The following is a 12,792-nucleotide window of genomic DNA, read 5'->3' as shown; positions in this document are numbered from 1 at the left end:
GGCAGGATTGGCAAATTAGGTTAAACTCTGGCGATTCGTTTTGGTGAGAGGTTTTCGCCTTGTCTTCGTCGCCCGCCCAAACATCGGCTCATAAGCCAACTGCTGCGCCCAAAAACCTGCCGGAGCGGTTGCGCGATTTTGCATCGCCTATGGCCCTGACGGTCGTGGGGATCATCGTGGTTTGCGCGTGCGCCGCCTTCTGGTTCATCGCGGGGGAACTGCCGGTGGGCGTGGTCCTGACCATCCTTGTAATCGTGATGGGCGCGGTCGTGTCGGTGGCGCTGTTTGCCTTTGGCCAAGACGATGACACCGGGGCACAAGGGCCGGGCGTCACCGCTCTGGTTGAGGCGCTGGCCGAGCCAGCGGCGATCGCCAGTTTTGACGGCCGCCTGAGCGCTACCAACCCCGCCTGGCGCGATGCGGGCGGCAATGAAAAGCGTCTGCCGGCCGGAGAGGGCAGCGCTGCCCTTTTCGTCGCCATGCGCGAAGCCCGCGCGCAGGGCCATAGTCGCGCTCTGGTGCGGCTGGGCAGCTTTGATTTTGAAATGCTGTTGTCGCGTCTGGGCGATGAGCGCGTGCTGGTGCGTGCCGCCTCGCAGGGCGTGCTGGGCACCGGTCTTCTGCTCAATCATGAATTGCCGGTTGCCGAGGGCATAGACACACCAGAAGAGGCGGAAGCCGTTGTGGCGCAACCCTCTGTCGCTCCGGCCTTTGACGGGTCGGATGCGCCCTTTGGTCAGGCGCTGCTGGAAGGCGACACGCTGCTGGCGGCGAAAATTACCCGCGTCAATCCGGTGTTTACGCGCCTGATGGGTGGCTCAGCGGCGGATTTGACGGGCAGGGTATGGGGTGACCTAATCGACGCCGCATCGCGCGAAGAGGCGCAGGCGAAGCTCGATGCCAAAAAGACCGCCTTTGAGGTCAAGCTACTGTCGAACAAAGACCTGCCGCTACAGGTGCGTCTGGCACATACGCCGGGCGGCTACATGCTTTACCTGTTCGACATCAGCGAGCAGAAACAACTCGAGCAGTCTCTGGCGCAGGTGCAGAAGATGCAGGCCATCGGGCAGTTTGCCGGCGGCGTGGCGCATGATCTGAACAATCTCCTGACCGGACTCAAGCTGCGCGTCGAAGACCTTTTGCACAATCACCCGCTGGGTGACCCGTCCTATGGTGGGCTGAACGAAATCCGGCAGATTTCGACGCGCGCCGAGGATCTGGTGCGCAAGCTGCTGGCCTTTTCGCGCAAGCAGACGGTAAAGCGCGTCACGCTCAATCTTGGTGAGTTGATCTCCGAATCCGAGGTGCTTCTGCGTCGTCTGATGCGCGAGGACGTGAAGCTCGAAACCGAATATGGCCGCGACCTGCCCGACATCCACGCCGACAAGGGCCAGATGGAGATGGCGGTGATGAACCTTGTCGTCAATGCGCGCGATGCGGTGCACGCGTCCGGCGGCGGGCGCGTCAAAATCCGTTCGGCGGCGCTGACTCAGGCCGAAGCCGTGGCGCAGGGCTGGGCCGACGCCCCGGCGCAGGGCGCGGCGTTGATTGAGGTGTCGGATAATGGCCCCGGCATCCCGCCGGAGATCATGACCAAGGTGTTCGAGCCGTTTTTCACCACCAAGCCGCTGGGTGAGGGGACGGGACTTGGGCTGGCCACGGTCTATGGCATCGTCAATCAGGCCGATGGCCATATCGCCATCACCTCGGTCGTGGCCCCCGCAGACGGTCACGGCGCGACCTTCAAAATCTTCCTGCCGATCAAGGTGCACGTGGCAAAGCCCGACGCGCCGAAGGTCGAAGCGGTGCCGGTAACGCCGCCCAAGGTGACGCCGAAGGACATGTCGGGTGCCGGGCGCATCCTGTTTGTTGAGGACGAAGAGATCGTGCGCGGCATTGCCGCCCGTCTGCTGCGTCAGCGCGGCTATGAGGTCACCGAAGCGTCGGACGGTGAAGAGGCACTCGACATCATCCAGAGCGGTGACAAGTTTGACCTGCTGATTTCTGACGTCATCATGCCAGGTCTGGACGGACCGTCCATGCTCAAAAAGGCCCGGCCCTTCCTTGGTAATGTGCCGGTGATGTTCATTTCGGGCTATGCCGAGGCCGAGTTCTCGGACCTTCTGGAAGACGAGGTGGGCGTGTCCTTCCTGCCCAAACCGCTGGACATCAAGACTCTGGCCGAACGGGTCAAGGCGCAACTGGCGGCTTGAGTTTTGCGTTCGCCTCATACCACGCCAGTTCGCTTTCAAGACCCTCAACAATGCGGGCCAGCTCGACGTCTGGATGCGAAAGGCTAATTGTGCGCAACTGATGGGTCAGTCGCGCCAGCCTTTCGCCGGGGATGGCGATATAGGGCAGGGGGCAGCCGGGGATGGCTAGTACAGCGGATTGTCCAGCCGTTGTCAGAAGTTGGGCCTGCCCCAGATCTCCGGTTGCGGGGTCCAGACTGGCAAACATGGGTAAACCGAGATCACGGCTGCCCAGCCACGTCAGGCGGCCGGCCTTATAAGGTTCGCAGAGATACAAGACAGTGGCGGCCATGTTCTGGCAAAGGTACAACTCTTGAACTGCGTCAATGCCGTAGGCCTTTTTTGGCTTATCTGCTCCTAAGCCTTCGATGAGATAGGGGCAGGCCCACCTGACGTCCGTCTCCGCAAAAGGCCGCCAGACATAGAGATCAACAGTCCCGTCATCGTCGAGTTCAAACTAGCGATGCAGGATGGCGTCTTCTTTGCGATGGTCCATGGTCTCCCCGCGGATGGAGGCTATTCGCCCACCGCCGGATCGTAGGTTTTGATCAGTTCAAGCGATTCCAGCAAGATGGCGCGCATAGCGTGCAGCGCGCCGTCGGCATCGCCTTTTTCAATGGCAATCAACACGGCTTCGTGCGCTGGGATCGAGGCGGTGTGGCCGGAAATCTTGTTGGTGACGCTGATCGACAGGCGCAGGGCCGTATTGATCAGCTCACGCAATTGCCAGAAAAACGGGTTGCCCGACGCGCGCAGGATGGCGACGTGAAACTCGATATCGGCCTGTAGCGCCTGATCGTGGTCGGCCGTATTGTCGCGCATCCCGTTCAGGCCGTCACGGATGGCCTTAATGTCCTTACGGTCGGCATTCTGTGCGGCCAAGGCAGCGGCCACGGGTTCAATAGCCAGACGCACCTCGGTAAATTCGCGGTAGATGGTGTTGGAGAAGGGGCGTTCCATCAGCCAGCGGGTGACATCCGGATCGAGAAGGTTCCAGCGGCTGACCGGTTCGACCTTGGTGCCCTGACGTGGGCGGGCGCTCAACAGGCCCTTGGCCGTCAGCATCTTCACCGCCTCACGCGCGACGGTGCGGCTGGCCGAAAACTGTTGGCACAGTTCAGCCTCGGTCGGAAAACCGTTGCCGTCATAATGGCCGGAAACAATCGATTGGCCGAGGGTTTCCAAAAGTCCGTAGGTGAGGCTAACGCCGTGCTGCGTACGCATAAAAGGGGCCTGTGGGCATGTCTGAGTCTTGTTATAAGATGAGTAATCACCGATATTTCCGTCGCTTGTCCAGCTTTAATGACAAACAAGGCCCCATGGACGATCATCCAGACGACAAGTTGATGTGAAAACGATTGAAAATGATAGCGTTATCATTTTTGACCTTGCGCCCTAAAGCGAGGATGATTAAGACAATTGTATAATAAAAAATGGCGCCTTTTCAGAAGTGGTGTCGGTTGCGAGGGAACAGTGCGGTGCAGGCGCACCGTCTATAAAAGGCGGGCGACTGTTTATCCCTCAAGCGAAGTTCAGACGCGGACCGTGTGTCCGTCATAAGCGCCGGTGCGTCGCATCGGTTAGTCAGGAGAGCCGTGCATGGGTCTAAGAGTATCGCGCCGTTTGTTGATGTCTGTCACCATGTTCGGTGCCGCTATGTGCCTTGTGCCCCTCACGCAGGCGCTGGCGCAAAACAAGCCGCTGCCGCAGGTGGTCAAAAAGAACGGCAAGGCGGCGCTGATGGTCGACGGCGCGCCGTACCTCATTCTGGGGGCGCAGGCTAATAATTCCTCCAATTATGTGGCGCAACTTCCCAAGGTGTGGCCGGCCCTGAAGGATATTCAGGCCAATACACTGGAAATCCCGGTGGCCTGGGAGCAGATTGAGCCGAAGGAAGGCCAGTTCGACTTCTCATACGTCGATGAGTTGGTAAAGCAGGCCCGCCAGAACAATATACGTTTGGTGCTGTTATGGTTCGGGACGTGGAAAAATACCTCGCCCAATTATACGCCGGACTGGGTGAAGCTAGATAACAAACGCTTCCCGCGCATTACCAAAAAAGACGGGACGATGTCCTATTGCCTGTCGCCGATGGAGCGCACGACGCTGGAGGCCGACAAGAAGGCCTTTGTCGCCCTGATGACGCATCTGAAGAAGATCGATGGCGACCAGCATACGGTCATCATGATCCAGCCGCAGAACGAGTCCGGCACCTATGGCAGCGTGCGCGACTATTCGCCTAAGGCCGAAAAGGTCTTCAAAGGGCCGGTGCCACAGGCGTTGCTCAAAAAGAAGGGGATCAGCAAGGGCGGGACCTGGAGCGAGGTGTTCGGCAAGAATGCCGACGAATATTTCCACGCCTGGCATATCGCCAGCTATATCAATGAGATCGCGGCCGCCGGTCGCGCCGTCTATGACCTGCCCATGTACGTCAATGCGGCCCTGCGTGAGCCGCTGATCGAGGTGGGGCCAGAGACCTATTCGTCCGGCGGGCCGACCCACAATGTCATCGACATCTATCAGGCGGCGGCCCCGGCCATCGATATCATAGCGCCCGATATCTACAAGCGTGACTCGGCCAATTACGAGGCGGTGCTGAGCCTTTATTCGAAGTTCGAGAACCCGCTGTTTGTGCCGGAAACCGGTTCGGATACCGAATTTGCCCGCTATATCTTCAGCGTTTTCGGCCGTGGGGGCATTGGCTTCTCGCCCTTCGGTATCGACTATACGGGCTATACCAACTACCCGCTGGGCGGGAAGGACATCTCACCGGAAGGCCTGAAACCGTTTCGCGAAAAATACGTCCTGTTTGCGCCCATGATGCGCGACTGGGCGAAGATCGCCTATGAAAACCCCGTCTGGGGCGTCGCTGAGGCCGATGACCGCAAACCGCAATCCATCGACCTTGGCGGCAAGTGGAAGCTCGACGTGCTCTATGGTGAGTGGCAGTTCGGCCTGACCGAATGGACGTGGTTGGGCAAGATCGACCCGGTGCCGGGGCGTGAAAAGCCCAATGGTGGCGTGGTCGTGGCACAGTTGTCGGAAGATGAGTTTCTGATCACCGGAGTCCACGCCCGGCTGAATTTCGGGCTGGGCCCCAAAAACAAAGGCAAGAACCTGATCTTCCGTTCGGTCGAACAGGGGCACTTTGAAAACGGCCAGTGGGTGGTCGATTTCGTGTGGAATGGCGACCAGACAGACTACGGCCTGAACCTGACCGGCCAGCCGGCTGTTCTTAAGGTCAAGCTGGCAACCTATTGATAATCAACCCTCTTTCTGTTCGCGCAGAGAGAGGGCCGGGGTGAGGGGACGCTTAGTTTGTCCTGCGTGCCCCCCTCATCCGGCGCTTATGCGCCACCTTCTCCCTCAAGGGAGAAGAGATATTCGGGAGAAGACAGATGAAACCCTATATCTACGCCTCGACGCTGGCCGTCGCCCTGATGGCCTCCACGGCGCTGGCCGGGACCTACAGCCGCACCGATACCGGCATTGTGGTCAAGCCGGACACCGGCACGGCGAAAGAAATCCGCCTCAATGTCATCACGGACTCGATCATTCAGGTGGTCGGCGTCGATGACCCGGCGCGCGCGCAACTTCCGTCACTGATGGCTGTCGCCAAGCCGGAAGGCAAGTTCACGGTGGCCGAAGGCAAGGGTAGCGTGACCGTTAAAGCCGCTGCCGCCTCGGCACAGGTCGATCTCAGCACCGGACGCATCACCTTCTTCAACGCCAAGGGTCAGCCGGTCCTGAAAGAGGTCAAGAGCGCCATCACGCCCGTGACCGTCGAGGGTAAATCCTATGTGGCCACCACGGCTCAGTTCAACCCCGGCACGACCGAGGCCTTTTACGGTCTGGGGCAGCACCAGAACGCCCAGATGAACCTCAACGGCGAAGACATTGAGCTGCGCCAGCACAATATGGATATCGGCATCCCCTTCGTTGTGTCGGACAAGAATTACGGCGTGCTGTGGGACAACAATTCGGTCACGCGCTTTGGAAATCCGGTTCGCTTCGGTCTGGCCAGCCGCGATCTGAAACTGACGGCGCTGGATGGCTCAAAAGGCCTGACTGCCAAATACTATGTCGATGACAAGCTGATTCTGACGCGTGTTGAGCCCGACATCCGATATCAGTTCCTGAGCGATGTCGATAAGTACTGGCCGACCGATCCGGCGCTGAGCAAGGCCGCGACGACGGGCAAAAAAGTCAAGGTCGTCTGGGAAGGCTCGGCCACCTCAGACACGCCGGGCGTGCACAAGATGCGCCTGTTTGCCTCTGACTATGTGACGATGAAGGTCGATGGCAAGACGATCTTCGACCACGGTATTTGGCGTATGGGCTGGAACGCCTGGTACAACAATTTCGAGCAGACCTTCGTCAAAAACAAGCCAGTCAAGTTCCAAGTCGAGTGGCTGCCGTCGGGCGGTCTCATCTCTTTGCACCATTCCAATCCGGAACCGGCAGCCGACAAGCACTCGCTGCGCTTCACCTCTGAGGCAGGCACAGGCCTGACCTATTATTTCATCTCCGCCGACAGCCTCGACGGCGTCATTTCCGGCTATCACACCGTGACGGGTAAGCCGCCGATGATGCCAAAGTGGGCCTATGGCTTCTGGCAGTCACGCCAGCGTTATGAGACGCAGGACCAGCTTCTGGGGGTGCTCAAGACCTATCGCGACAATAAGTGGCCGATCGACAATATCGTTCAGGACTGGTTCTACTGGCCCGAAGACCAGTGGGGCAGCCACAAGTTCGACCCCGTTCGCTTCCCAGATCCGCAAAAGCTGGTCGATGAGGTGCACAAGCAGAACGCCCGCATCATGATCTCGATCTGGGGCAAGTTCTATCCCAATACCGACAACTATAAGGAGCTGGACGCCAAAGGCTATATGTGGCGCCGCAATGTCGAACTGGGTGCCAAGGACTGGGTGGGGCCGGGCTATCTCAACAGCCACTATTCGCCCTACAATCAGGAAGCGCGCGACATCTACTACCGCCAGATGAAGGAAGGTCTGGCCAAGTACGGCTTCGACGCCTGGTGGATGGACAATACCGAGCCGGACGTACGTTCGAACACCAGCCCAGAGGAGTTTGCCGAGTTGATCACCCCGACCCAGATGGGGCCGGGCGCACTGGTTCACAACGCCTATTCGACCATGAGCTCTCAGGCCGTCTATGAGGGGCTTAAGGCCGATCAGCCGGACAAGCGTCAATTCATCCTGACCCGTTCGGGCTTTGCGGGAGTGCAACGCAATGCCGCCGCCCTTTGGTCGGGTGATGTCGTCGGCACTTGGGACAATCTGTACGATCAGATTTCGGCAGGCGTGCAGACCGGCTTCTCCGGCGTGCCTAACTGGACGCACGATATTGGCGGCTATGCACAGGAAACGCGCTTTCAGGGCAAGGATGTCGGCGCGCTGCAGGAAAATCGCGCCGCCGGCGGTACGGGTACGGCTGAGGACCTGAAGGAATGGCGTGAGCTGAACCAGCGCTGGTGGCAATTTGGGGCCTTTTCGCCGCTCTTCCGCTCGCACGGCGAAGGCGTGAAGCGCGAAATCCACGAAATCTCGCCGCCGGGTTCGCCCATGCGTGCCAATATGGTGTGGTTCCTTGAGCTGCGTTACCGGCTGATGCCGTACATCTATTCGGCGGCGGCGGACGCCCATTACGAGTCGGCGCCGATCATGCGCGGCTTTGCGCTGGACTTCCCGACGGATGCCAGGGGTAAGGACGTCAAGGACGCCTATATGTTTGGTAAGTCGATCCTGGTCGCGCCGGTTACGAAGTATCAGGCGACCTCACGCAGCGTCTATTTCCCGGCGGGTGCAAATTGGTACAACGCTTATACAGGGGAGACAGTAAAGGGCGGTCAGACGCAGACCGTTGCGGCCCCGCTAGATCAGTTGCCGCTTTTCGTCAAGGCAGGGTCAATCTTGCCCATGGGCCCGGTCATGCAGTATGTCGATGAAAAGCCTGATGCCGCGCTGACCATTAATGTCTATACGGGTGCCGATGGCCGCTACAGCCTCTATGAGGACGATGGTGTGTCGAATGGCTATGAGAAGGGCAAGTTCACCCGCATCCCGTTCAGCTATAGTGACAAAACCGGTGAACTGACCATCGGGGCCCGCACCGGCCAGTACGATAAGATGGTCGCGGTGCGCACCTTTAAGGTGCGTTTCTTGAAGGCGGGCGACAAGACGACCGACTTCGACGCCCCGGCCATCAACGTCGCCTATTCCGGCAATGCGGTGAAGGTGAAGCGGCCGTAAGTGCGCGTGTCTTACCCCTCCCTGCTTCTGGTGGGGAGGGGATTAATAAGCGAAGCGCAGATGTTGGTTTCGCTGGTTTCAACGATCAGAGAATTTGTTGAAACTCTCGCAATGCGGCCTTCCTTTACCGCGCTTCGCGCGGTACCATCTCTCCCGACAAACCGGGGTCGTAGGACGGGGGGAGAGGCTGTCCCACACTGAAGACATCCGGGGCCTGTTTGGGGCCGGGGCGGTATTTGACCCCCTTCAGCCAGAGTTTCAAGGCTTCCCAGTGTATGCCCCATACGACCTTGAGAGTCATGAGCGGCATGGTAAGGAAGTATCTCATCAACACGCGGTCGCTCAGCGCCTCGCGTTGGGCAGTGAAGCTAGCAACCAGCATTTTTTCGCGGCCTTCTGGGCGCACTTGCTCCAGCAGGATGCGCAGGCCGAAGCGCGCCTCCGGTGGCGTCAGGTCAAAGCTGTAGGCCATGTCCATATCCATGAACGGCGATACGTGCAGCCGTTTGTCAGCCGCCTGATGAAGCCGCCCCTTGTCCTTTACCGGCAGGACGTAGCAATGACGGTCGCCGAAGGTATTGTTCACCTGATAGACCACTGCGCGCAGGTCGCCGTCGGGCTTTTCAACGAAATAGAGGCTGATCGGGTTGAAAACGAAACCCATAACGCGCGGCATGGCCAAGAGGAACAGCCTATCGCCCGGCTCATAAAGCCCCTGTGGCGTCAGAAAGGCAATGATCCGCTCCCGCAGTGGCGTGGCGGTGTCGCCCCTGATCGGCCCGTGGTCGCGCTCATAAAAGCCCAGCAGGTTGAAACGGTTGAGTCCCAGCGTCTTTAAGGGTTTGAGGCTTTGGTCGAGGTGGTCGAGATCGAACAGGATCTGAAACACTGAATATTCCAGATGGTGCACCTTGGGCGCAAAGCGGTGGTGCATGACGGGGCCGGCATAGAGGGCCGGGCGCATCATTCCGCCGCCTCCAGTAGGGTGCGGCTCGGTTGCCAGAAGATGCGTGAGCGGCTCCAGTCAAAGGCCCATGGGCGCGAAACGCCACTGATAGCCTCAGCAACGGCGAGACCCGATTGGAGGCCGTCCTCGTGGAAGCCCGCACCAAAATAGGCCCCGCAGAACCACGTGCGGTTGACACCCTGTAAGGCTCCCAACTGCGTCTGGGCGGCGATGGCGGCCTGATCGAAAAGGGGGTGGTCGAACATCATTCGCTTGATCACCTTGTTTTCGGCAATCGGCGTGACGGGGTTGAGCGTCACAAACACGTCCTGACCGGGCAGGTTTTGCAACAGGTTCATCCAGTAGGTCACGCACAGCATACGCCCCGCCGTCATCTCGTCCTTGCGGCCGATATAGTTCCAGCTTGCCCAGGCGTGGCGGCGGCGCGGCATCAGGCTGGCGTCGATGTGCATCACCACTTCGTTGTCGGTGTAGCGGAAGGCCGACAGCACCTCACGTTCCTGCGGCGTGGCATTGTCACCCAATATACGCAGGGTGTCGTGGGCGTGGGTGGCGAACACCACCTCGTCGAAGTGATGCCTCTCGCCTTGCGTATCGGTCAGGGTCACACCTTCGGCTTGGCGTTCGGCCCGCAATATGGCGCAACTGGTGCGGATGCGGTGTCTGAACGGTTCAATCAGGCGCTTTACATAGGCCTGAGAGCCGCCGGTGACCGTGCGCCACTGGATGCGTTCGGCCAGATTGAGCTTTAGCAGACCATGATTTTCAAAGAAGTTCATAAAGGCGCGGAAGGGATAGTCCATCACCTCGGCGGCCGATGTGGACCAGATGGCGGCGGCCTGCGGCACCAGATGGTCCTCGATAAAGGCCCGCGAATAACGCCGGCTGATCAGATACGCGCCCAAAGTCAGGGTCTCATCCTGACGCGCCTTGTAATCGAGGGGGGCGGTCTTGTAGAAGCGGACCAGATCCCACATCAGGCGCAGGAAACGCGGGCGCGCCACATTGCCCCACTGCGCCAGAAGCCCGGCTAAGGACACAGAAGCGTATTCCAGACGCCCCTTGTCGATGGAGACGCCGAACGACATGTCAGAAGACTGATGCGGCGCGCCGATATAGTCGAGCAGGGCCGTCAGATTGGGGTAGCAGGGCGTATTAAAGACGATAAAGCCCATATCGACCCACAGAGGGGCTTCGGCGCTGCCGATATTGACGCTGTGGCTGTGGCCGCCGGGTCGGTCTTCTTTTTCAAACACCGTGATGTCATTGTGTGGGTGGAGGTGCCAGGCGGCTGATAAGCCGGAAATCCCTGTGCCCACAATGGCGATACGGGGGCGGCGGGAAATGTCCGGGGTGGCGCGGCTGGCGTCGTACATTCTTGTGTCCTTATATATGCTGCAACGCTTACGCCGGGAGTCGAGCGCTGGATCATCCTATCTGATTTTCCGGAAATACTATTCTGATTCATCCAAACCTGTGGCCGCGGCGTAAAAGCCTCATGACAACAGCCAAGTCCACATCGACTCTTTACGGGCGGCCTCAAATGTCCTTTGACCGCGACGATTTAATCGGGTCTTCTGCGCGTATGATCGTCGCAGAGACTGGCCTGAGCCGGGGAGGGCGTCCCGTGGGTGTGCCCGAAGCCCTGATTTTACGCATCGCCGAAGGGCGTGACCGCGCGGCCTATGCGCAATTGTTCAGTCAGTATGCACCCAAACTCAAGGCCTTCATGATGGGGCGCGGTCTGACCGCCATCGAAGCCGAAGATTTGGCGCAGGATGCCCTGCTGAATGTGTGGCGCAAGGCGTCCTACTTTGACCCTTCCAAGGCATCAGCGACGACGTGGATCTATTCTATCGCGCGGAACCTGCATATCGACGGCGTGCGCAAGCAAAAGCGGGCGCAGACCCTGCCGGAAGACCTGTGGGCCCCGGAGCCGGAACAGGCTCCGGATACGCACCTGATCGGGGTGCAGGACGCCAAAACCATCGGTGTCCTGATGCAGACCCTGTCGCCGGAACAGCGTGAAGTGGTGCGTTTGTCGTTTTTTGAGGACCTGTCGCATGGAGACATCGCTCAGGCTCTTTCTATCCCTCTGGGGACTGTGAAATCACGCCTTCGGCTAGCGTTGTTGCGGCTGCGGGCGGCTTTTGAAACGCGAACTGAAAGTAAAAGCGTATGACGTCCATCAGCCATCACCTCGATGAGGTTATCCTGCTCGACTACCACCGCGGTCGTCTGAATGCTGGTCAAACCCTTCTGGTCGAAACGCATCTGGAAATGTGCCCACATTGCCGCATGTCGCTGCGCCTGTTTGACGCCATCGGCGCGTCTATGCTGGACGAGGTTTTGCCCGTCGATATGTCGGATGACGCGCTTGAGCTCGCGTTGGCGCGTATCGAGCGCCCCGAAGAAGCGCCTGAGCCGCGCGTTGCGCCCGAACTGCCCGCCTATCTTAAGGGAATTGAGTTGCCTGAGTCTGTGCGAGCAGCGGCCTTTAAGCCCCGCTACTGGGGCGCGCCCGGCGTTTGGATGGCGCATCTTGACGCCCCAAAAGATGGGCGCGGCCTGACCTATCTGATGTACGTCAAGGGCGGCATGCAAATGCCGGTTCACGACCATCAGGGGCTGGAGATGACTTTGGTTCTAAGCGGCTGTTTCAGCGACGATCGCGGGGCTTATCATCCAGGCGATTGCGTGTCGTGTGACGAAGGCGATCACCATTCGCCCCTGATCGCGTCGGACGATTGCCTGTGCCTGATCGCGGCGAACGCGCCCATCGCGCCGAAGACGCTTTTGGGTAAACTGTTGCAGCCTTTCGCGCGTATCTGATCCGACCCACATTTCCAAAGGTGAGGCATGAAGATGTTTCTGAGCGCGCTCGTCCTGACCCTGATCGCGTTTGCGGTCATTGACACCGTATGGCTGACTCTCACCGCCGGTCCTCTGTATAAGCCATTGATGGGCGGTCTGATGGCTACGCGTATCAACATACCGGCTGCCGTAGCGTTTTACTTGCTATATGGTCTTGGTGTGACGTGGTTCCTGACCTATCCGGCCTTGTCCGGACAGTTGCCGGTTCATGGTTTGGCCGCTGGATGGTCACTGACTGTCAGTGCGGCACTGTTGGGGCTGATGGCCTATGGCACCTATAATCTCACAGCGATGGCGGTGATCCGCGACTGGTCCTTCAAGCTGGTGGTGATCGACATGATCTGGGGCGCCGCGCTGACCACGGCCGCATCGCATCTGGTCGTGTTCACCGGGCGGCTCGTCAAGATATAGATTTTTTGCAGCGCGC

The 12,792-nt window shown here is 59.3% G+C and carries 9 protein-coding genes and 1 pseudogene; 6 read left to right on the top strand and 4 right to left on the bottom strand.

Annotation, left to right across the window (positions count from 1 at the left end):
• Positions 1 to 59 precede the first annotated feature (59 nt).
• Positions 60 to 2,213, top strand: coding sequence for a cell cycle histidine kinase CckA (gene cckA, locus ASTEX_RS07040; RefSeq protein WP_013478915.1), 2,154 nt, complete (start codon positions 60 to 62; stop codon positions 2,211 to 2,213).
• On the opposite strand, the pseudogene ASTEX_RS07035 reads toward cckA, so the two are convergent.
• Both ASTEX_RS07035 and ASTEX_RS07030 read right to left on the bottom strand, forming a co-directional pair.
• Positions 2,191 to 2,688: pseudogene (locus tag ASTEX_RS07035) on the bottom strand (DUF6968 family protein); the annotation flags it as partial. The gene cckA and the pseudogene ASTEX_RS07035 sit on opposite strands and share 23 nt — an antisense overlap.
• Positions 2,689 to 2,768: 80 nt before the next feature.
• Positions 2,769 to 3,476 carry a FadR/GntR family transcriptional regulator gene (locus ASTEX_RS07030; protein WP_013478913.1) on the bottom strand — a complete coding sequence of 236 codons (708 nt, stop codon included), beginning with the start codon at positions 3,474 to 3,476 and terminating at the stop codon, positions 2,769 to 2,771.
• Between the two features lie 375 nt (positions 3,477 to 3,851).
• Here ASTEX_RS07030 and ASTEX_RS07025 point away from each other — a divergent pair, with 375 nt between their 5' ends.
• Together ASTEX_RS07025 and ASTEX_RS07020 are read left to right on the top strand one after the other, a co-directional pair.
• Positions 3,852 to 5,513 carry a GH35 family beta-galactosidase gene (locus ASTEX_RS07025; RefSeq protein WP_013478912.1) on the top strand — a complete coding sequence of 554 codons (1,662 nt, stop codon included), beginning with the start codon at positions 3,852 to 3,854 and terminating at the stop codon, positions 5,511 to 5,513.
• A 137-nt stretch (positions 5,514 to 5,650) separates the two neighbouring features.
• Entirely contained in the window at positions 5,651 to 8,524 is a 2,874-nt protein-coding gene (locus ASTEX_RS07020) for a glycoside hydrolase family 31 protein (RefSeq protein ID WP_013478911.1), read from the top strand.
• Positions 8,525 to 8,648: 124 nt separating this feature from the next.
• Here the strand turns inward: ASTEX_RS07020 and ASTEX_RS07015 are convergent, their stop codons facing one another.
• Together ASTEX_RS07015 and ASTEX_RS07010 are read right to left on the bottom strand one after the other, a co-directional pair.
• Entirely contained in the window at positions 8,649 to 9,491 is an 843-nt protein-coding gene (locus tag ASTEX_RS07015) for a DUF1365 domain-containing protein (RefSeq protein WP_013478910.1), read from the bottom strand.
• A complete protein-coding gene (locus ASTEX_RS07010) occupies positions 9,488 to 10,867 on the bottom strand; it encodes an NAD(P)/FAD-dependent oxidoreductase (protein ID WP_013478909.1) in 1,380 nt (459 codons plus the stop codon). The genes ASTEX_RS07015 and ASTEX_RS07010 overlap by 4 nt, the downstream gene beginning before the upstream one ends.
• A 167-nt stretch (positions 10,868 to 11,034) precedes the next feature.
• Here ASTEX_RS07010 and ASTEX_RS07005 point away from each other — a divergent pair, with 167 nt between their 5' ends.
• Genes ASTEX_RS07005 through ASTEX_RS06995 form a run of 3 tightly spaced genes read left to right on the top strand, consistent with a single transcriptional unit; the run spans position 11,035 to position 12,776 of the window.
• A complete protein-coding gene (locus tag ASTEX_RS07005; RefSeq protein ID WP_013478908.1) occupies positions 11,035 to 11,673 on the top strand; it encodes a sigma-70 family RNA polymerase sigma factor in 639 nt (212 codons plus the stop codon).
• Positions 11,670 to 12,323, top strand: a complete 654-nt coding sequence (locus tag ASTEX_RS07000; RefSeq protein ID WP_013478907.1) for a ChrR family anti-sigma-E factor — start codon at positions 11,670 to 11,672, stop codon at positions 12,321 to 12,323. Before ASTEX_RS07005 ends, ASTEX_RS07000 begins: the two co-directional genes overlap by 4 nt.
• 27 nt (positions 12,324 to 12,350) lie before the next feature.
• Entirely contained in the window at positions 12,351 to 12,776 is a 426-nt protein-coding gene (locus ASTEX_RS06995) for a DUF2177 family protein (protein WP_041658580.1), read from the top strand.
• Positions 12,777 to 12,792 lie beyond the last annotated feature (16 nt).

The organism is Asticcacaulis excentricus CB 48 (assembly GCF_000175215.2).
Lineage (GTDB): Bacteria > Pseudomonadota > Alphaproteobacteria > Caulobacterales > Caulobacteraceae > Asticcacaulis > Asticcacaulis excentricus.
This window is presented reverse-complemented; position numbering and strand designations above follow the sequence as displayed.